The 19,570-nt window shown below is 67.1% G+C and carries 18 protein-coding genes and 1 pseudogene; 15 read left to right on the top strand and 4 right to left on the bottom strand.

The genetic code is table 11. The features are described from left to right. Positions 1-88: 88 nt before the first annotated feature. Entirely contained in the window at positions 89-1,069 is a 981-nt protein-coding gene (locus HUX53_RS09695) for a NaeI family type II restriction endonuclease (RefSeq protein WP_217919279.1), read from the top strand. Between the two features lie 73 nt (positions 1,070-1,142). On the opposite strand, the gene HUX53_RS09690 is transcribed toward HUX53_RS09695, so the two are convergent. Further along, a complete protein-coding gene (locus HUX53_RS09690) occupies positions 1,143-1,649 on the bottom strand; it encodes a very short patch repair endonuclease (RefSeq protein WP_176402840.1) in 507 nt (168 codons plus the stop codon). Between the two features lie 106 nt (positions 1,650-1,755). On the opposite strand from HUX53_RS09690, the gene HUX53_RS42485 reads away from it, so the two are divergent. After that, positions 1,756-3,021, top strand: coding sequence for a DNA cytosine methyltransferase (locus HUX53_RS42485; protein WP_176402817.1), 1,266 nt, complete (start codon positions 1,756-1,758; stop codon positions 3,019-3,021). 145 nt (positions 3,022-3,166) lie between these two features. On the opposite strand, the gene HUX53_RS09680 is transcribed toward HUX53_RS42485, so the two are convergent. Together HUX53_RS09680 and HUX53_RS09675 are read right to left on the bottom strand one after the other, a co-directional pair. Continuing rightward, the gene (locus HUX53_RS09680) at positions 3,167-3,346 is read right to left on the bottom strand and encodes a DUF397 domain-containing protein (protein ID WP_176402816.1); all 180 of its coding nucleotides are present in this window, start codon (positions 3,344-3,346) and stop codon (positions 3,167-3,169) included. Further along, on the bottom strand, positions 3,343-4,158 hold the full coding sequence (locus HUX53_RS09675; protein WP_176402815.1) for a helix-turn-helix transcriptional regulator: 816 nt from the start codon (positions 4,156-4,158) through the stop codon (positions 3,343-3,345). Before HUX53_RS09675 ends, HUX53_RS09680 begins: the two co-directional genes overlap by 4 nt. Before the next feature lie 698 nt (positions 4,159-4,856). Between HUX53_RS09675 and HUX53_RS09670 the strand changes: the two genes are divergently transcribed. The 3 genes from HUX53_RS09670 to HUX53_RS09660 all read left to right on the top strand — a co-directional run bounded on the left by HUX53_RS09670 (position 4,857) and on the right by HUX53_RS09660 (position 7,201). Beyond that, positions 4,857-5,273 (top strand): ATP-binding protein, encoded by a 417-nt coding sequence (locus HUX53_RS09670; RefSeq protein ID WP_176402814.1) that lies wholly within the window; start codon positions 4,857-4,859, stop codon positions 5,271-5,273. Beyond that, positions 5,261-5,626: a hypothetical protein gene (locus tag HUX53_RS09665; RefSeq protein WP_176402813.1), complete on the top strand. Its 366-nt coding sequence runs from the start codon at positions 5,261-5,263 to the stop codon at positions 5,624-5,626. Before HUX53_RS09670 ends, HUX53_RS09665 begins: the two co-directional genes overlap by 13 nt. A 189-nt stretch (positions 5,627-5,815) precedes the next feature. After that, on the top strand, positions 5,816-7,201 hold the full coding sequence (locus HUX53_RS09660; RefSeq protein ID WP_217919277.1) for a hypothetical protein: 1,386 nt from the start codon (positions 5,816-5,818) through the stop codon (positions 7,199-7,201). On the opposite strand, the gene HUX53_RS09655 is transcribed toward HUX53_RS09660, so the two are convergent. Then, a complete protein-coding gene (locus HUX53_RS09655; RefSeq protein WP_309237138.1) occupies positions 7,143-7,718 on the bottom strand; it encodes an NUDIX hydrolase in 576 nt (191 codons plus the stop codon). The genes HUX53_RS09660 and HUX53_RS09655 overlap by 59 nt on opposite strands. Positions 7,719-7,842: 124 nt before the next feature. Between HUX53_RS09655 and HUX53_RS09650 the strand changes: the two genes are divergently transcribed. The 10 genes and pseudogenes from HUX53_RS09650 to HUX53_RS09605 form a co-directional block, all read left to right on the top strand. Continuing rightward, positions 7,843-8,883 (top strand): hypothetical protein, encoded by a 1,041-nt coding sequence (locus HUX53_RS09650; RefSeq protein WP_176402812.1) that lies wholly within the window; start codon positions 7,843-7,845, stop codon positions 8,881-8,883. 182 nt (positions 8,884-9,065) lie between these two features. Next, positions 9,066-9,776, top strand: coding sequence for a hypothetical protein (locus HUX53_RS09645; RefSeq protein WP_217919276.1), 711 nt, complete (start codon positions 9,066-9,068; stop codon positions 9,774-9,776). Next, positions 9,770-10,465: an HAD family hydrolase gene (locus tag HUX53_RS09640; protein ID WP_176402811.1), complete on the top strand. Its 696-nt coding sequence runs from the start codon at positions 9,770-9,772 to the stop codon at positions 10,463-10,465. Before HUX53_RS09645 ends, HUX53_RS09640 begins: the two co-directional genes overlap by 7 nt. 137 nt (positions 10,466-10,602) lie before the next feature. Continuing rightward, positions 10,603-11,349: a hypothetical protein gene (locus tag HUX53_RS09635; RefSeq protein WP_217919275.1), complete on the top strand. Its 747-nt coding sequence runs from the start codon at positions 10,603-10,605 to the stop codon at positions 11,347-11,349. Beyond that, positions 11,346-12,140 (top strand): AP endonuclease, encoded by a 795-nt coding sequence (locus HUX53_RS09630; protein ID WP_176402810.1) that lies wholly within the window; start codon positions 11,346-11,348, stop codon positions 12,138-12,140. The genes HUX53_RS09635 and HUX53_RS09630 overlap by 4 nt, the downstream gene beginning before the upstream one ends. Beyond that, on the top strand, positions 12,095-13,213 hold the full coding sequence (locus HUX53_RS42480; protein ID WP_176402809.1) for a glycosyltransferase: 1,119 nt from the start codon (positions 12,095-12,097) through the stop codon (positions 13,211-13,213). The genes HUX53_RS09630 and HUX53_RS42480 overlap by 46 nt, the downstream gene beginning before the upstream one ends. Positions 13,214-13,254: 41 nt before the next feature. Beyond that, positions 13,255-14,316 (top strand): phosphotransferase enzyme family protein, encoded by a 1,062-nt coding sequence (locus HUX53_RS09620; protein WP_176402808.1) that lies wholly within the window; start codon positions 13,255-13,257, stop codon positions 14,314-14,316. Between the two features lie 43 nt (positions 14,317-14,359). After that, positions 14,360-17,089 (top strand): hypothetical protein, encoded by a 2,730-nt coding sequence (locus HUX53_RS09615; protein WP_176402807.1) that lies wholly within the window; start codon positions 14,360-14,362, stop codon positions 17,087-17,089. Beyond that, positions 17,086-18,318 carry a phosphotransferase family protein gene (locus tag HUX53_RS09610; RefSeq protein WP_255205085.1) on the top strand — a complete coding sequence of 411 codons (1,233 nt, stop codon included), beginning with the start codon at positions 17,086-17,088 and terminating at the stop codon, positions 18,316-18,318. The genes HUX53_RS09615 and HUX53_RS09610 overlap by 4 nt, the downstream gene beginning before the upstream one ends. Before the next feature lie 361 nt (positions 18,319-18,679). Next, positions 18,680-19,570, top strand: a pseudogene (locus tag HUX53_RS09605) (transposase); the annotation flags it as partial.

Here is a 19,570-nt window from a genome sequence, read left to right as displayed (position 1 = left end):
CGGTCGAGTACATCTAGGGCGGCATCGGTACCGTCCAACAACCGCAGACCCGCGTGCTCCGGGCCATCCATCCTGTTAGCCTCCTGCCGTGCTCATCCCAGAAGACCAAGCTCCCCAGTTTCCCTCGCCTGTGCCGCCGGACCGTAACCTGGAGCTCGTCCGAGCTCATCTCCTCGGACTCGATCCAGATGGTTCTCGGATTGCTTCGGCCTTACGACGTTCTCTCGACATGCTGCTCGATGGCCCTCACACCGGCCGCTATGCTTGGCACCAGCTCTACAAAACCGAAAAGACACACTGCGGCACCCTCGTTGAGATCAACCTTCAGCGGGAATTCGGATTCCCCGGAGGCCTTAACCTGGACTACTCGATCGCCGGACACGATGTCGACTGCAAGTACTCCCAGGATCTACACAAATGGATGATTCCTCCCGAAGCCATTGACCATCTCCTACTGGTCGTCTGGGCCAGCGATCAGGATGGGCTCTGGTCTGCCGGTCTGCTGCGCGCCCGCAAAGAGTGGCTTAATCCCGGAAATAATCGCGACGGAAAAATTACCCTAAAGGCAACTCATCGCAACAAAATTCGATGGCTATTCCAAAAAGCGGCACTACCCGAAAATGCTTTGCTGCGTATTTCCCAACGAGATCTCGAAGCGATCTTCACAAAGAGCTCTGGCCAGCAGAGAGTAAACGAACTACTCAGCCGCGCTACCGGCGTACGATTGACCAGGAACGTGGTCTGGACCGTCGCGACCGGCAACGACAAGCCGAAAGACGACCCAACGCGGCGGATCCGTAGCGGCAAAGAGGGCGCCCGAGGACAGTTGAGACCCAAAGGCATCGTGATCTTCGGCGACTATGAGAGCCACCGCGAAGCTGCACGCACCCTCGGCCTGCCTGCCCCAGGCAACGGTGAGTACGTCAGCATCCGACTTACCCGTCGGCGACTCCGCCACGGAGATGCTCCGTTCCTCCGCCTCGACGGGGAGGATTGGGTGGTAGCCGGCCCCGACGATCCTGTCGAGACAGCCCCGCTGCTTCCCGACGTCAGGAAGAGACAGCGGTAGGGTTCCTCATGTGTGTCAGCACGACACACTGATCGCTGTTACGCAGCGGCTGATTGCTCGTCACCTTCGCGCCTTACTCAGCCTCTGATGAATCTTCGAACTTGCGTTCGACTAGAGTGGGTCCGATCGCGTCTGTAACGGCCTGAAGGGCAGCGGGGAGGGGCTCGTGTTCCCACAGTCGCACGACACGCCACCCAGCCGCTTGAAGCGCGGCATCGGCTGCGCGATCCCGCTCAACGTTGCGCCGGAGCTTGGGCGTCCAGTACCACTCGTTGCTGGTGGGCTCACGCCCATGCTCGGGACATACATGCCAGAAGCAGCCATCTACAAACACCGCGACCTTGCGCGCAGTGAAGACGATGTCCGGACGGACCCGCACGCCGCTGGGCAGGTCCAGCCGGAAGTCCTTCCGGTACCGGTAGCCTCGCGCATGCAGTGCGCGGCGGAGGGCGATCTCAGGCTTGGTGTCCGAACGGCGGTTCGCCTTCATGTTCCGCGAGCGTCCCTCGCTCGCGGGCCGAGGGTAGGTTCCTGCGGCCCAGGCCCTCTCCCGTCGGTCCTTGCTGCTATCACTGGACACAGTGTTGCCGTCACTCACTCGAATCACTCTGCGGTGGTTGCATGGGTGAAGATACTGCGTATGACCTCATCCCCGCTGAACACACGAACATCATCAGGAGGCCAACGTGGCGGATCTTGAAATAGTCGAGATCTGCGCTGGTGCTGGCGGTCAGGCGCTCGGCCTGGAGCTGGCAGGGTTCAGCCATCGCCTGGCGGTCGAGCTGGATGACAACGCCGCGACCACCCTGGCCGAGAACCTGGAAGCCCGGCGGGGGTTGTTGCCAGACTCAATCGTCCAGCGTGGGGACGTGGCGGACCCGGAGGTCTGGAAGCCCGCTGATCACCAGGACATCGCCCTACTTGCAGGTGGAGTCCCTTGCCCACCGTTCAGCATCGCAGGCAAGCAGCTTGGTGCCAACGACGAGCGCGACTTGTTCGCCTGGGCCGTTGAGCAGGTCAACTACATGCATCCCCGTGCACTGCTACTCGAGAACGTCCGCGGGCTAAGTATGCACCGCTTCGCCGGCTATCGCCAGCATGTACTGGACCGCCTCCAGGAGTTCGGCTACGTCGCCGAGTGGCGTCTGCTCAACGCCTCGGACTTCGGCGTCCCCCAACTACGGCCACGGTTTGTGCTTGTAGCGCTCCAAGAAGAGTACGCCCCTTACTTCTACTGGCCAGAACCAGCCGGACCACCTCCAACCGTCGGTGAAACCCTCATCGACCTGATGGCTGCCAACGGCTGGGAGGGGGCCGAGGAGTGGGCAGAGAAGGCCAACAAGATTGCGCCCACCATCGTTGGCGGGTCCAAGAAACACGGCGGCGCAGACCTGGGGCCGACACGGGCCAAGCGCGCCTGGGCACAACTCGGCGTAGACGCCCTCGGGGTCGCGAATCACGCCCCGGAGCCTGGCGACACGTTCGAGATTGGCCCCAAGTTGACCTGTGAGATGGTGGCCCGCATCCAAGGATGGCGCGACGAGTGGGGCTGGGAGTTCACGGGCCGCAAGACCTCGCGATACCGCCAGATTGGGAACGCGTTCCCGCCGCCCGTTGCTCGTGCGGTTGGAGAAGCGATCGCCCGTGCCCTCCAGAAGCAGGGGACTCCTCGCGAGCGGGATATTGATCGCCATCATGATCCACTCTATCGCGCACTTCGCGATTACGGTGACTACATGACCGTCGCTCAGTTGCTGCGTGCATCGAAACTAGATCTTGATGTACCTGAGCTAGAATATCGGATGTCACTGCTCAGCCGAGATTTCGAGATCGACAAGCGCGTCACCAAGAGCACAACCGCTTACAAGCTCGGCCAGTTCAAGGCCTTTATAGGCCAGGAGGTCCACGACCGCCACGAACGTTTCCTCCAGCATAGAGCTAAGATCAGCTGACCTGGTGGACGGGGGTCAACTGACACTGCTTCAGACGGCCTCCATATTTCCATGCGCGCCCACCCGGCAATGGCGGCCCGTAGCGGTCAATAAGCTGTCCGATGAGGTCGACGGGCGGCCATCCCCTTGCCGGAGATCACGGTTCTCATCGCTCGGTCACCCGTCGGAGGGCCTGGCGGAGGGCCGCTGGGGGGACAATAAGGGGGCTGTTATCGGGGTCTTTGGAGTCGCGGATGCCGATGCCGGTGGACAGTCTGGCCAGTTCGACGCAGGTTGCGTCGTTGGCTCCGCCGCTGTACGAGCTCTTGCGCCACTGCTCGGTCATGGGTAGGTCTCCAGGTAGCGTTCGATGAGGGAGCGAGAGTCGTCCTCAGACGCGGCTTTCGCGCCGATACGGTCGAATATAAAGCTCAGCTCCCTGGCCTCGCTTGGGCCTTCGATCAGGCGGCCGCCCTTCTGGGCTCCGGCGTAGCCGATGTCCCTGTTTTCCAGGCCGATGACCTGGAAGTATCCGTCGACGCCGCGGTGTGCTCCGGCCGTGAACGGAACGACGCGCACGCTCGTGTGCGGTAGGTCCGTCATCGCACGGAGCTGGCGGAGCTGCGCCTCCATGACTGCGGGACCACCGACTTGGGAGGCGAGGGCTGCCTCGCCGAGCAGGAGCCAGGTGAACGCCGGCTCGGTACGTCCGAGCATGGCCTGCTTGCGTCCGAGGCGCGCGGTCAGCTCGGCCTCCAGGTCCTGGCTGTCGCTCACCTGGACGAACGCCTTCGTGTAGTCGTCCGTCTGGAAGAGGAGCGGGATCAGGCCGCCGTGGTAGATCTTCGTGAACGTCGCCTGCTTCTCGTACTCGGTGTACTGGCGGAACCAGTCGGGGTTGTGGGCCGTCCGGGCAAACCAGAGGAGCAGCTCGAACAGGCGGCCGGTGCCGAAGTGGCGGTCGATGAGCTTGGCGTGGTCCTCGTGGATGCGGTGTCGGCCGGCCTCCATGTTCGAAACAGTAGAGCGGGCAGCGCCGATGATCTTCCCCCACTGGGTTAGCGAGAGCCCTTCCTTCTCCCGGAAGAACCGCAGGTAGTACGAGAGCAGGTGCCACTGGGAGATCTTGGGGTCGAGCGGGTCGCGAACCTTCGGCATGGCCCCTCCAGTGTTTTGTGTTCTTGAGAGTAAAGCCGAGCCTAAGCACAACGCCTCATTCTTGGGAAGCGGAATCGCCAAGCAAAATTCCGGGGATGAGGAGGCAATCATGATCGCGAAATTCAATTGTCCGATTATGTCCATGCTTGCGCCATCGGTGGCGAGTGTTGCGACAACTCTCGACACGCGGGCTCTCCTCGGACGGCGATCTATCCCCTTTTCGGGCATATCAGGCTCGGTCGGCTTCGGGGTGACGGTGAATGCGCGGATATACGCCGGTAGTTCCGGCCATGTCTCGGACGCCTTCCCCCTCGGGACGGGAGTGTGACCGTGCTATCGGACGCAACGGTCCCTATAGACACCAGACCGATCGTCCGCGCTGAGATCCAGCACCTGGCGGTTCGGTTCGGTGTGGTCGCGTGGTTCGGGTTCTACACCCGTCGGTGGTGGGCGGTCGTAGAGGGCCGTCTCGTTGAGGCCGCCACCCCGGCGAGCCTTGCGGACGCGGTCATGACGGTGCTTGGCGCTGACGTCCGCCCGCCCCGGACCGCTCGTCCTAGCGAAGAAGCGCGGCGGCCACGGCAGCCGGTGAGGCCCGCCCGCCAGCGTCGCGCTCGCCGCCGAGCGCGAACGCCGTCCGGACACCGGCGAGGGCTGGACGTGCCCGAACTCACGACGGATAGGGAAGGTGGAACGCGTTGAACGACCCCGAAGAGGACGAGAAAATGATCGTCCACGTGGGTGATCTGGAGCTGTTTGTTCGGGGGCCAGCCGAGCGCGCCCCCGGGGCCGCCCGGCAGTTCGTCGGCGAGTGGTTCCAGGATCGGGGCATCGATGACGCCTACACGGCGCAGCTCATCGTGTCCGAGCTTGTGACGAACGCACTGCTGTACGGGGAGGGTCTGATCGTCGTTCGTGTGGTACGGGACGCGGCGGACGGGCTGCCGATCATCGAGGTCGAGGACGGCGGCGATGGGCTCCCCAGCGTGCAGCCGGAAAGCGAGACCGCGATCAACGGTCGCGGGCTCCTCCTGGTCTCCGCGCTCGCCAAGGAGTGGGGCACGTGTGCGCTCTCTGAAGGACGGAAGGTCACGTGGGCGAAGTGCGCGCTCTGAGTCTCCGGGCCGAACGTCAGGTGCTCCGCCTGCGCACTCGGCTCGGTCGGCGAACCGCCGTCCGCTACCTGGAAACACTCGCCGTCGCGCTCCAGCCGCAGGGGTGGCGCTTCGTCAAGTTCTACCGGCCCGAGGAGTTCCCGACTCCGCTGCCCATGCTTTGGGTGCACGCCGGTTTCTCAAAGGAGGTCGGGATCGTCGTCTCCGCCCGGGCCACTCCCGGTGGGACGTGGGGCTACTACGAGACGCTGCGCGGTCGGCAGGGGTTCTTGTGGCCCTGCGGGGACGCGAAGTCGGCCGCCGAGCAGATCGATCTGTTCCTCAAGGGCCGAATGTTCCCGGGCACCTGGTAGCTCGCGGACGAGTGACAGAGGCAAGCCAAGTACGTCGCCGAAGCAGTCGGCTTCTCATCCTTGAAAGCTGAATGACTATCGGCACGAGATACGGGTGCGTGAAAGGGGGGCGTGCGTCGCCGGTATCGGGTCGCTACTGGAAACCGCCAGTGCAAGACTGTCGGGCATTGGCCCAGGAGAGGTGCGGCGATGAAGGAGAAGCAGCCTAATCATCAACTCGCGAGGATGATCACGGAAGCCGGCTTCTCGAACAGGGGGTTGGCGGACCGCGTAGTTCGCCTAGGTGACCTACGCGGTGCCCCTGACCTGCACTACAACCACAGCTGGGTCGCCAGGTGGCTGCGCGGTGAGCAGCCGCGGCACCCGGTTCCGGAGATCATTGCCGAGGTCTTCACGATCGAATTGGGACGGCGGGTATCGGTGCCCGAACTCGGAATGAAACCGCATGTGTTGTCCAGGAGTGTCGGTTTGGAACTGCCGATGAACCAGGCCGGGATCGCGCGCACCGCCAGCATCTTGTGGAAGGCCGATCTCGATCAGCAACGGCACCTGGTCGACGCGGAGGTCGACTCGTCAGCCTTCGCCACCTCGGCCCTGCGCTGGCTCCTCGGCCCGTGGGATCCAGCGCCGGCGCCTGCCAGTGGACGCCGCGTCAGCCCACGCGATGTGGAGGAAATCCGGCAGGTCACTCAAGCATTCCGAATTCTGGATAATCGGCTCGGTGGCGGCCACGTCCGGAGCCCGGTGATCGAGTATCTGCACACCCACGTGGGCCCTTTGCTGCGCGACGGCCGCTCGACTGAGGAGATCAGACGCGGCCTGTTCGCCGCAGCCGCCGACCTGACCAAACTGGCCGCCTGGCTCTACCACGACCTGGACAAGCAGGGCCTCGCCCAGCGATACCTCATCCAGGCTCTCGCGATGGCGAAGTTCGGCGGAGATGACGGGCTGTGCGGTGAGGTCCTCGCCGCGATGAGCCAGCAAGCCCATTACCTCGCCCAACCGGCGTGCGCGGTTGACCTGGCGCGGGCGGCGCAGACCGCCGCGCGTCGCGCCGGCCTGCCCGCACTGATGACCGAATGCCTAGTCATGGAGGCGCACGGATACGCCGCTCAGCGTGAAGCCCGCGCGTGCACGCTCGCGCTGACCCGCGCTGAGGGCGCCTATGAGCGCGTGACAAGTTCGGGCCTGCCCGATTGGCTGACGTACTTCGGTGACGCCTACTTCAGCGCCAAGATCGCGCATTGCTTTCGGGATCTGGGAAGGGCCTCGGAGACTGAGCGGTACGCACTCCGGTCGCTGGATATGGATCCGGCGTATAGGAGGGGCAAGACTTTCAATATCGCGGTGCTGGCGATGGCTCTGGCCGCGCAGGGCCGCCTCGATGAAGCCTGCGAGCAGGGCCGGATGGCGATCGACATGGCATCCGGCCTTACCTCCGCGCGCGTCTACCGCTACATACGCGATCTGACTTGCGCATTGAACCCGTACGAGGCTGAGCGGGAAGTGCGTGATCTCATGGATTACGCGGAGGAGCGGTTGCCCGCCCTGCGAGTGCGTGGAGGACGGCCATGACGGTCGCGGCACCGATGATCTCGCCGCGCTGGATCCGCTGGCTGGCCTCGTCCAGCGGCATCCAGCGGACGGCTTCAGCCTCATCGACGTGGGGTTCGCCGACGAGATCGGCACCGCGGGCGAGGTACAGATCTTGCGGGGCGTCCGCAGAACCGATCATGGGCTGGTACGAGAACAGGAATTCCAAGTTCTTCGGCCGCCACCCGGTCTCTTCCTCAGCCTCTCGTGCGGCGGCGAGGGCCGGGTCCTCGCCGGGCTCGGCATACCCGCCGGGTACCTCCCAATCCCACTGGTCGACGATGAACCGGTGCCGCCAGATGAGGAGGATGTTCTCCCCCAAATCGTCGAGGACGGCCGTCATCACGCATCGGGGCACGCGAAAGACGTACTGGTCGAACACCACTCCATTGGGCAGTTCGATGTTGGCCATCGACACTCGGATATGGCGGTTCTCGTCCAGGACCCGTTCGCTGTGGACGATCCATTTGGTGCGTTCTGCAGGGCTATCGCGCGTCACTGACCTGACGGTAGCAACTTGTCCGTTCCTGGCGACAAACGCGCTGGAGGTGAGCGGTATGGCGAGGCGAGCGCGGTCCGCGTGGGCGGAGGCCGACCTCCATCTGGCCGGGTTGAGGTTGCACGTGATCACGCCACGCGATCATGTGCTTGAGCGCGTGACGGAGATGCTGGTGCCGCCGTGCGCATTGCAAGCACCCGCGGCCCATCCGGATTGGACAGTACGAGTCGACGATGATGCGGTATGGGACCAGTCGGGAGCACAGGCCGCCGAAGGCCCGGAGCTGGTCTTCCCACGTGGTGGTCCGCGGTTGCGGGTGCTGGATAACCAGGCCGGTCGTATTCGGGTTCTCGGCTTCTACCGTCCGTACTCGGCGATGGTCGTCATCGAAGCGGACGCGTCGATGCGCATGACGCGCTTCGCGTTGCCGTCTGACGACGTGAGCGCGGTGCGCTGGGCCGACTGGCTGGGGAAGGTGTTCTTCGCCTCCCGGCTGCTGGATGCGGGGTGGCTGATGCTGCACGCCTCTGCCGTGGCAGTCGACGGTGTCGCGCTGGTGTTCCTGGCCGAACAGCGCGGCGGCAAGTCCACCCTTGCCCACCGGGCGTGCACGGAGTTGGGCGCCGCCTTCCTCGCGGATGATCTGGTTCTTGTCGGTCTCGACGGGACCGTCATCGGCTGGCCCACCCGGGTGTGCCTCCCCGATGATCTACCGGTCCCGGATGGAGCGGGGACGGTGCTGGACCGTGTCGTGCGCGGTCGGACGCGGCGGCGCCGATTGCTGACCCCGGCCGAGCACCGTACGGCCTTGGGGATGACTCATTCTCCGCCGGTGCCTCTCGGCGCGGTGGTCGGCATCACCTCGGCCGACCACCGTGGACTCCCCGTTGTTCAGGGAGTCCGGCTGGAGTTCGACCAACTCGCGTCCACAGTGGCGGAAGCGCTCACAATACCGGCCCAACGCCTCTACACCAGCGATCTGCTGGGGCTGACCGGTGGGCCGCGCACGACCGGCCCCGCGGCCGATGATGCAGAGGTGGTGCACCTGCTGTCGCAGGTCCCTGGCGCTCTGCTGAGCGTCGGCGACCCGGCGGCACTGTCGACGGCGCCGGTCTGGGACGCGCTGAAGGCCCTCGTTCCCGGGATGGCTGGAGCAGCGCGATGAGCGGTACGCAAAGCCCGGGGGTATTCGCCGTTCCCAGCGCGGGCCGTGTCCTGCGGGTGGCGGCGGACGCCCGATTCACCGAACGGTGGCCGTGGATCGCCCCGCACGTACCAGGCAGCGCCCCGGGCACTCTCACCACCGCTGAGGCGGGCGTTCCGGTAGCTCTGGCCCTGGAGCGCCAGGTGAGCCTGGGCGATGCCAGGAGGCTCATCAATGCCCACCTGCATCGGATGCATCTCGGTCACGGCACTCTGTGCCTGCATGCGGTCGCGCTCCGCTGCCCGGGCGACTGCGGAACGGTCGTTCTCTTGGGCGGGCACGGAGCAGGCAAGACGCTGGTTGCGATCGCGCTTGCCGAGCAAGGATGGTGGCCAGTCGCCGGCGACCTTGTGCTACTCGATGTTGGTCACGTGCCCGCGTTCCGGGGCGGGACGAGCGCCTTCCTGGCCCGCAGCGACGCGCTCCGCCGCTGGTTCCCGAACATGCCTGCCGGCTCGTCGCATGAGGAAAAGGTTGATCTCCGCAGCCAGTGGGACGACGGAGGCGGCGACGACCTGGGCAGGACCGCCCCCTTGCTCGCGGCCGTTCTGGTCGACGTCGATGGTGATCCCCGGGCGCATACGGCCGGCCTGGGGTTGGCGGACGGCCACACTGCCGCCACGGCGTGGCTGCGCGCCAGTACGCACGTACTGGACCGGATCCTGGACTCCTCCTCCACCGTGCTGCGACTGGTGGAAAGCGCGGACGGCGCCCACCACCGTGTCGCGCTTATCAGGAGGCTGGCTCGACACGTACCGCTGCACATGGCGTGGGGCGCGCCGCAACGTATCGCCGCACAGGTTGATCAGCTCACCCGTGCGGTACCGATCCCCAGTGGAGGAGCGGCGTGGTGACGGTACGAGCGCTGGCGGTGGACTTCGGCGGCACCCTGGCACAGCCGGGCCCGAGTCCGGACGGCGCTATGGTCGCGGGTGCGCTGAGGAACCTCAAGGGCACCTCGGTTCCAGAGGACTTCGCCACCGCGTTCGACGCCGTCGCCCGCCAGACGCGGCGGGAAGACCGTGCGCACGGCACGCAAAGCCCCTTCGCCGACCAACTGATGGCCGCAGCGCGTGCATGCGCAGCCGTGATCCCGGATCCGCACGGCGCCACCGAGGCCGTGTTCACGGCCGTCCCCGACGCCGGCATCCTCCCCGAAGCCGCCGCGACGCTCCGGCGCCTGCATAGCGACGGCCTCGTTTGCGTGCTGGCGTGCGATACCCAGCGTCCCGAGGCTGTACGGCGCCGCACGCTGCGCGCCGCCGGCATCGAGGATTGTTTCGAGGCGCTGGTCCTCTCCAGCACGATCGGGGTCCGCAAACCCCATCCGTACTTCTACAACGCGGTTCTGGAGAAGGCCAGGTGCCCGGCCGAGGAGGTCATGTTCGTCGGCGATATGCCGGAAAAGGACGCCATAGGGCCGCACCGCCGCGGCATGCGGGCCGTTTTGATCAGCCCTGGCTCACGCCCGGACAACTTGCCGGATCCCGTTGGGGTCATCAGGCATTTCACCGAGCTGCCCGGATATCTGGAGGCCCTGTGACAAGTTCCGCGGCATATGCCGGTGCACGGATACGTTTCGTCTCTGGACGAGCCCGCTTGCAGCCCGCTCGGCCGACGCCGGACGGCATGCTGGGCGGGCGAATCAGCATCCTCAGCCCCGGGACGGAACGACGGCAGATGGACGACACCGCGGGCGGCGGGATCCGGGATGCCGGTTACATGTGTCTTGGCGAGTCCGGTGGCGGTTGGGTCCTCGCCCCCGTGCCCCACGGTGCCGCCTTCGCCGCCGATATCACCGGAGCGCTCGCGGTCCCGCCCGGGACGCCACTGCCCACTGCGGCTGTCGGCCGTTTCCAGCTCATGGCAGCCCTCGGCCTGAACCGCCTGCCAGCGGCGACCATGGTGCGGAACGCCATGGTGGTGGGGTCCGGCCCGGTCGCGCTCGGTGCGGCACTGGAACTGCACCGTCGCGGCGCCGAACGGATACCGGTCCAGACGGCCCGGCCGTCCCCACCCATTGGCCGGGCGCCAGGTGCGAAATGCGTGCCCACGGGAAAGGCCGGCGGCGTTGAGCTGGTCCTTGACGCCACCGGACGACCCGAACATGCGGCGAACCTTGTGGCGCCAGGCGGCACCCTGGGGCTTCTGGGCACCCCGGACGACACCAGCGTTCTTCCCACGCTGGCAGCGCACCGGGGCGGCTGGACCATCGTGGGGATGCACGAGCTTCTTCCCGTCCCGGATGGCGCCTACCAGCAGACCTACACCGACACCGTGTCGTGGCTCAACGAGCACGTGGACCCGCGGCTTGCCGCTTCGTGGTGCCGGCGTGTGCCCGGCCACCTCGCACCGGGGGTCTTCGGGCAACTCAACCGGCCAGAGCGCGTGGACGAACCCATCGTCTTGTTCGACTGGGTGCCATGAGCGGCCCCGCCCCGGTCGGGCTGTACAGCATTTCCGTGCGCGGTCTGGAGGTCCCCGAACTGCTGTCGTGGGTGGCGCGCCACAACATCCCGTCCGTGCACCTGCGCGGTGGAAGCCGCGGATACGACATCGCCGGGCAAGACGCGGGGACATGGTCGCGATGGCGGCAAGTAAGCGCGGCCACGGTTCCGATCACCGGCATCACCGCAGATACGGATCTGGCCGACCTGATCAGCAGCGATTCCGCTGTGCACGCCCGAGCCCATGACCAAGTGCGCCGACTGGCGAACGCCGCCCGTTCACTCGGAGCGGGCTGGGTGCGTCTACTCGCCCGGCACCCGCTCCACAGGTTCCCCGGCACTCCGCTTGCGGAATTTGCCGTGCCGCTGCTGGTCGAGCTCCACCACAGCGCGTGGCTGGCCAGGCGCCCCCATTCGGTGCTGCTCCGCCTGCTCAAGCAGCAGCCGAACCTGCGTCTTCTCGCCGATTCCGCGCAACTGTCCAACGCACTCGCACAAGTGGACGATGGACGCGCCGATGAACGGCTGAGGCAGCTTGCACCGTGGATCGGGGTCCTGCATCTGTCCGACCCCGGTCTGGGACTCACCGGCCTGGGACATGCGCGGGTCGCCGACCATGTCATCGACCTGATCGCGGACGGGCAGCACATCGAAGTCGCCGTGGAGTGGACGGGCACCGACCGGGCCCCGTCCACGGCGCTGGTCCGATACCAGGAGGCCGTGACGTGGTGGGCTCGGCGGCATGCCACGCGATGGGGGCAGGACCGGTGAGCGCGCATGTCACCGATCGAACCGGACCGTGGGTGGTGATCTGCAATTATCCGGCGTGGCCCAGCCCGTACTTCGCCGAGATGGAGCGCCATTTCCCGCACGCTCTGCGGCTGGACTTCGCCGCGCACCCCAACATGCTCGCCAAGCATCCGGGGCCTCCCGGGGTGATCAACCTGCACCGGCTCAAGCGGCTTTACCGGAAGCCGAGCGGGCAGGGAACCTGGGCTGCGGCCGAAGTACTGGTGCGGCGGCTCGAGACCCTCCGCGTCGCCGGTTGGAGGATCGTGTGGACCGTCCACAACCTCCTGCCCATCGACGGCGGACCCCCCACCGCAGCGGACCGGTACGTCGTACGGCGCGTCCTCGACCTCGCCGACGCCGCCATGACCCACACCCATTCCGACGCGGCCCACATCCGCTCTCTGATCCGGGCTCCCGTCACCGTCACCGGATGGGCGGCCCCCACCCCGGCCTCGGGCCGGCTTCCGGCGGCGGCCCGGCGACTGGCACGCGACATGGCCGACGTGGACCGCGCGGTGCTCGTGCTCGGCAACATCACCGCCTACAAGGCACTGCCAACAGTGGTGGACACCTTCGCCCGTGCGACCCGGCGAGCGGAGTTGTTCATCGTCGGGCCGAGCCGCGATGCCGGCCTCCTCCGCGAGCTCGAACTCCGGGCGACCCGTGCCGGGCGCGTCCATCTGTTCCCCGAGCGGATTCCGCCGCGACACGTCCACGCCCTGTACCGGGCAGCCGACGTCGCCTTGTGCCCGTACCGCATCGACGGGGAGTGGGAGTTCTTCACCCGGGCGCTCTACCCCGGCTCGGTCGCCACCGCGCTCGCGTGCAACACGCCGGTCATCGCGCCCGATCTGCCCGCCATCCGGGAAATGACCGGAGGAGCTCCGCATCGCCTGTACACGCCCTCGGCCGGACCAGGCCCCGCGCTGACCGCAGCAGAAGATCAAGCCACCGCCAGGCTCCCACCCGACACCGGAGAAGTAGGCGCGGCGCGCTGGCGTGCCATGGGAGCCATCTATACGCAGCTCGCACGAACAATCCGCACAACATGAGCTCATTGACGCCCTTTGCCCGCGCCGCCAAGGAGTATCCGATGTCTGCACCAACCCCTGTGCCTCCGACCGAGGCCATAACCGCGGTCCTCACCGACCGCTACGACTTGGCCGTCCGCACCATGGTGCAACTGCCCATCGGGCAGGGAACCATCAACTATCGGGCCACCTGCGACGGCTCTGACGTGTTCGTCAAGCACTACCCGCCCGGCACCGATACCGCGGCTGAGCAACGGGCGGTCGCGCTGTCCGAACTCGCCCGCCACCACGCCATCCCCGCCGCCCCGATCGTGCTGAACCGTCACGCCGAGCTCATCGACGACAGCACCGGATATGCGGTGTCGGTCTGGGAGTGGATGCCCGGCCGCGTAGTCACCACCCTGAACACCGGGCAATGCGCCCGAGCCGGAGACGTGCTCGGCCGCATCCACGCTGCCTTCGCACCGCTGCCCGAAAGCGCCATGCCGTCCACGGAGGCCGACACATGGTTCCGCGTAGACCCCGCACGCCTGGCGTCGACCGTCGACAGCCTCATGGACGTCATCACCGAACGCATCAAAGCTGGGACCGCGGACGCTTTCGACGTCCATGCCTCCCAAACCTTGAACGAGCGGCGTACGATGCTCGATCGCATACCCGGCCTGATCAGCGAACTCCCTCCGTCTCTGACCACCCAGGTCCTGCACGGGGACTACAGCCCCGTCAACCTGCTCTACGCCGGTGACGACCTCACCGCCGTCCTGGACTTCCGCCCACCGAGCCCGTTCCTGGTCGCCTACGACCTCGGCCGCATGGCGTTCTACCCGAACACCGTTGCCTGTGACCCGGACTGGATGGAGTCGGCACGCACCCTCATCCGTGCCTACCAGGCCGCGAACCCGGCCGTAGCGGACGCCGACATTCTCGCCTGCGGCCGCGTCGCCCTGCTGCAACTCCTCGGCAGCCTGTATGGCGTCAAGCAGCACTACCTGAAGCCGGGACTGTTCCAGGACGACCTCGACGAATTCTGGACACTGCGGCACCGAACCGCCGCAGCCCTCCTCGATCACCTGGAAGAAGTCGACCAGCTCCTGGCCGACCTCATTGCGTCCACCGGACGCTGATCCGCTCACACCTTCACTAAGCTGTCCCGAGGGGAGAACCACCGTGCCCATCGTGCGCGAGCGCTCTGTTCCGCGCCCCGTTTGGCGGACCCTGCGGGGCCCCATCACTCCGGCCGACCTGCGCGACGTAGTCGCTGAGTTCGCCAGTCGCCACCGGCTCCACGCCGAATCCTGCGGAGAGACGAGCCTCGCCCTCACCGCCGGCGGCGGCGTACGGACCGCGAGCCGCTCCGACCAGATCACGCTGCGTTGGCGCGCCTACGCTCCGGAGCGGCCGGACACTCTCAGCCACGTCCTGCCAACCGGCCACCTGGAAATCCTCCTCGATCATCAGCCGGAAGCTCGCGACGCAGCCGCCGAACTCGCCGACGTACTCCAGCAGGCGACACGGCGATTCCACCCGGACGAACTTCACCAGATCGCCACGTCCATGCCCCTGCTAGAGCAGTTCATCCCTGCCGCGAACTCGATCGCAGACTGGGCGATCATCTTCCGCGACCACTACGTCGAGAACACCCTCGGTTTCCTCATCGCCCTCCAGCGCGCCGGCGTCCCCGCCCGGTGGATCTACGCTCTGGCCAAGGGCGACCGCACCCACAACCGCGACCGCGTCCACGCCACCCTCCTCAGCCAGGGATGCGCGAGCGGGCTGCTGGACAACACCGCGGTCAACGCGCCCGGCACCCACCGCGCCGAACTCGCCCAGGCGATGGGACGAGTCGACGCGTTCATCGACACGGCGCACGCCGCCGGCCGCAAGGTCCTCGCCATCGACGACGGAGGCCTGCTCGCCCAGGGCTACGGCAGCCACGAGGCGCCCCGCCGCGTCGACGCCGCCGTAGAACTCACCGTTTCCGGCCTCAAAAGAATCACCGCGGCCGGAGACCTCGCCGTACCCGTCCTCAACCTGGCCCGTTCCCAGCTCAAGACCTGCCTGGCCTACCCCGAGATCGCCGATTCGTGCCTGCGCCGGTTGCGTACGCTGCTGCCCGCCGCCAAGGTCATCGGGCGTCGCGTGCTCGTCCTCGGCTACGGCACCCTCGGCTCCAGAATCGCCACCGCCCTCCAACATCAGGGCTGCCAGATCCACGTCACCGACCCCGACCCCATCGCCCTGATCAGCGCGGCCGAAGCCGGCCACACCACTCATCGCACCGCCGCCGACGCCTTGCGCGCCGCGCCGCCTTTCCTGATCGTGGGGACCACCGGCGAAGACGCCCTCACTCTCCGCGAACTTCCGCTGCTGCCCCACGGCGCCTACCTTGCCCCCTTCGCCACCCGCGACTTCAGCGTCCTGGCCGATCCCGACCACGGCCTGCCCGCCGTCGAGATCCCCGGTGTCGGCCGCCGCTACCGCCTGCCCTGCCAAGGCGACATCACCCTCCTCGGCGACGGCCGCTCCATGAACCTCTTCGAGGCCGACTCCATCCCCAACCAGGGATACGACGCCTATCGGGCCGGAACCCTGATCGCGGCTGACACTGCCTGCCGGCTCGCCGGCAGCTTGCCCCCCGGCGTCCATACCGATCTCGTCAACGAGATCATCGCGGAGTCCGGCCTGTACTCCGCCTACTACGACACTTACCTCGCTACCGACAAGGGCCCCGCCTCACTCGGCACGACGGTCCGGAGCACACGCACCGCTCCCCTTTCGACGACGTCCGCCTGCGTCATCGGGTACGGCGCAGCCGGTCGGCTGCATGCCCAGATCCTCTCCGAGCAGGGCGCGAATCTGATCATCGTCGACCCCAAACATCAGGACCTCCCCGCGACGTACACGGGGTTCCCGCACGGACTGGAGAAGATGCCCGAGACCATCGGCTCCACCATCGGCCTGTGGTCGGTGTGCTGTCCCACCGCCGACCACCTGCCCGTCCTGCAGATGATCCTCACCAAGGACCCGGGCGCTCGCGTCCTGCTGGAGAAACCCGCCTGTCAGGGGCACGAGATCGATGCCCTCACCGATCTACTCGCCGCCCACCCCAGCGCGCGCGTCATGGTCACCGACCAGTACCGGCACGCCCGCGCCTTCGAGGTCCTCACCGAACTGATGGACCGGTTCGAACCCGATGTGGCACCCGACCATGTCACCGTCACGTTCACCAAGGACCGGACCGGCGACATCGCCGGTGGCCGCTTCATCGACCATTCCTACGGCGTGCTCGGCTACGAATGGCTCCATATGCTCGCCGTTATACGCCAGGTCCTCCCGCCCGAGGCAGCCGCCGCATACCTCGCTTCCGACCCCCGGCGCGCCGAGTTGCTCGCGACCTACGATCCTCGGCTCTTCGTCTCGGCCCTCACCGAACGCTCAACCATCAACCACGGGCCCAACCGGCTGCGCATCGAACTGATCTCCAACATCGCCAGCCCCACCGTTGCGTTGGGGAGCAGCACGCCACCCACCGCCCCCGGCAACCCCGCACTCTGGCGCCGTGGGGTTCACCCGGCCATCGACCGTCACCGCAAGATCACCGTGTACGCCGGCCGGACGCAGTTCTCCGCGCACCTCGACCCGGTCACGGTCCCCGGCGGCTGGCAACTCGACCGCAACCATCACCGTGTCACTGCCGAACGGGACGGAGTCGTGCTGCACGACGAAGTCATCCACGACTCGCCTCTGCACACAGCGATCCGGCACGCCGCCGCCGTCCTCACCGGCACTGGTCCGGTTCCCGAGCCAGACCTCGGACCGCTGCAAAGAATCGCTGCGCTGGCCGAACTCTTCCGCACGCAACAGCCCAGCGAGCTCACAGAGCACGTCTCCGCATGACATCAACGACTCAAGCCAATGAAGACGACCATCACCTCGGCAGGTGGGCCACCCGCCAGGACCGGCTCCCGCGCGACCGCGCCGACCTGCTCACCGCCGCCTGGTGGGCGGGCAATCGCAACGTCGCCGCCCTGGCACGCGCGGCCAACGTCGGCCGTGACACCGTCTACGCCGATCTGCGATCCCGTGGGATCGACGTTGCGGACCGGGATGTCCGCACCGCACCTGCGCGGGGCATGCCACTGGACTACCGTCCACTGGCCAGGGGCGAGGGGGCGTTCCAGCAGCCGCTGACCGCCGACGAAGTCCGCGCGGTGATGCAGCGGGTCTTCGGGGTCGGCTGCCAGGTCATGTCCGCCGTCGAACTGGGGGCGGGCATGTACAACTCCACGTACCGCGTCGAGATTGCGGATACCGAGCCGGTGATCTTGCGCGTGGCGCCGGAGCCGGACCGCCAGTTCCGCAGCGAACGTGAGCTGATGCGCAACGAGCACGCCTCGGTGCCCTGGCTGTCGGTGATCGCGCCGTTGATGCCGCGGGTGATCGCCGCGGACTGGTCCCACGAGGTGATCGGCCGGGATTACATGGTGCAGAGCCTGCTGGAGGGTGTCCCGGCGCCCGAGCGGCTGTCGGCCTATCCGCGCGAAACCTGGGGCGGCTACTTCCGGCAGCTCGGCGAGATCACCGCCGCCGTGCACCGGGTGCGAGGCCCGCACTTCGGATCGGTCGCCGGACCGGGGCACGCGTCCTGGTCGCAGGCAGTGCTCGCGTCACTGGAGGACATCGCCGCCGATGTGGAGAACGAGGGCTTGGACCCGGCCGACCTGCGCAAGGTCGCCGCTGTCGCCGCTGACCACCGTGCCGTCCTGGACGAGGTCACCCGACCCCAACTGCTCACCGGAGACCTGTGGACGGTCAACGTGATGCTGTCGCAGACGGCGTCGGTACCCAGGATTAGCGGTGTGCTGGACTTCGACCGCACCTGGTTCGGGGACCCCGCCGCCGACTGGACGATTCGGATGGCGACCGCCAAGGACGACGAGCGGCGCGCGTTCTGGGACGGATACGGGACCCTGGGCCGCACCTCGCCAGGGGCAGTGCTGCGGTCGCAAATCTACGAGGCCCGGCACCTCGGGTCGCTGCGTCTGGAGCGGTTCCGGCTTGGCCACCATGACGCGGTGGCGCGCTCTTACGAAGAGATGGCCGCGGTGCTGTCCACGCTGATCTGAACCGCCGCCCTGTCGTTGACATCGATATAGGCCGTCGACCGCCACTCCTTCCTCACCTACTCCAGCAGCACCATCATCGTCCTCGCCCAGCAATGGGCCGAATCCGACGCCGTCCCAGCCCTATCCCAGCTGACGGGCCACTATGTCGATGATTTGAAAACCGGAGAGACCACCACCACGGGTGGCCGTTCCATGTGTCCATTCACGGGTCATCGTGAGCTAGGCGGTTGTGGCGTGAGTGTGCCGGGCTGTCTGTGTTGATCTTGCTGGTGTGATCGACGAAGATCATGGGGTGTCTTCGTCTTCGTCCGTGCCGACCTCGTATGAGGAACTGGTCGGTCTGGTCGAGGTGCTGGTCGGCCGGGTCGAAGCGCTGGAGGCCGAGAACGCCGAGTTGAAGCGCCGGCTGGGGATGGACTCGACGAACTCGGGGACGCCGACGTCCAAGGAGAGCATCGAGGCGGTGGCGGAGCGGAAGGCTCGGCGTCGGTCCTCGCAGCGCGTGCGGTCGAAAGACCGCAAGCCGGGCGGGCAGCCCGGACGCAGGGGTGCCGGGCTGGAACCGGCGCGCGGGGATGAGATCGATCGGAGCGAGCGGGCCGATCCGCCGGCCGAGTGCTCCTCATGCGGTACCGGGCTGGGCGGGGCCGATGATGCCGGGGACGGCTGGGCGCAGATCTGGGACATCCCGCCGATCACCCTGGAGAGGGTGCATTGGGTGCTGCCGCGCCGCCGGTGCGGCTGCTGCGGCGCGATCACCACCGGTGCGGTGCCGTTCGCCCAGGCCGGGACCGTGGTGTACGGGCCGGGCGTCAACGCCGCCGCCGTGCTGTTGTGCAGCGAGGGCAACGTGCCGGTCGAGCGGGCGGCGATGCTGATCGAGTCGCTGCTGGGCGCGCCGGTCGCGGCCGGGTTCGTCGCCCGCGCCGCCGAGCGGGTCTCGGGCCGGCTGGAGGCCGCCGGGTTCGATGCGGCGATGCGGGACGCGCTACGCGCCGAACGGGTGCTGTGCGCCGATGAGACCCCGGTCAACGTCGCGTTCAAGGACGTCGATCCCGAAACCGGCGCACCGGTCCCGGGTGCCGAGCAGGTCGTCACCGTCCGCACCCCCGACGAGCGCCTGGTGCTGCTGGCGGCGACACCCTCCAGATCGAAACAGGCCATCCGCGCGGTCGGGGTGCTGGGCGGCTGGCACGGGTTCCTGGTCCGCGACGACTACGCCGGCTGGCACCAGTTCGACGCCGAACTGGCC

This window comes from Actinomadura sp. BRA 177 (genome assembly GCF_013372625.1).
GTDB lineage: Bacteria > Actinomycetota > Actinomycetes > Streptosporangiales > Streptosporangiaceae > Spirillospora.
The sequence above is the reverse complement of the archived record's forward strand: the minus strand, read 5'-3'. Positions and strand labels throughout refer to the sequence as shown.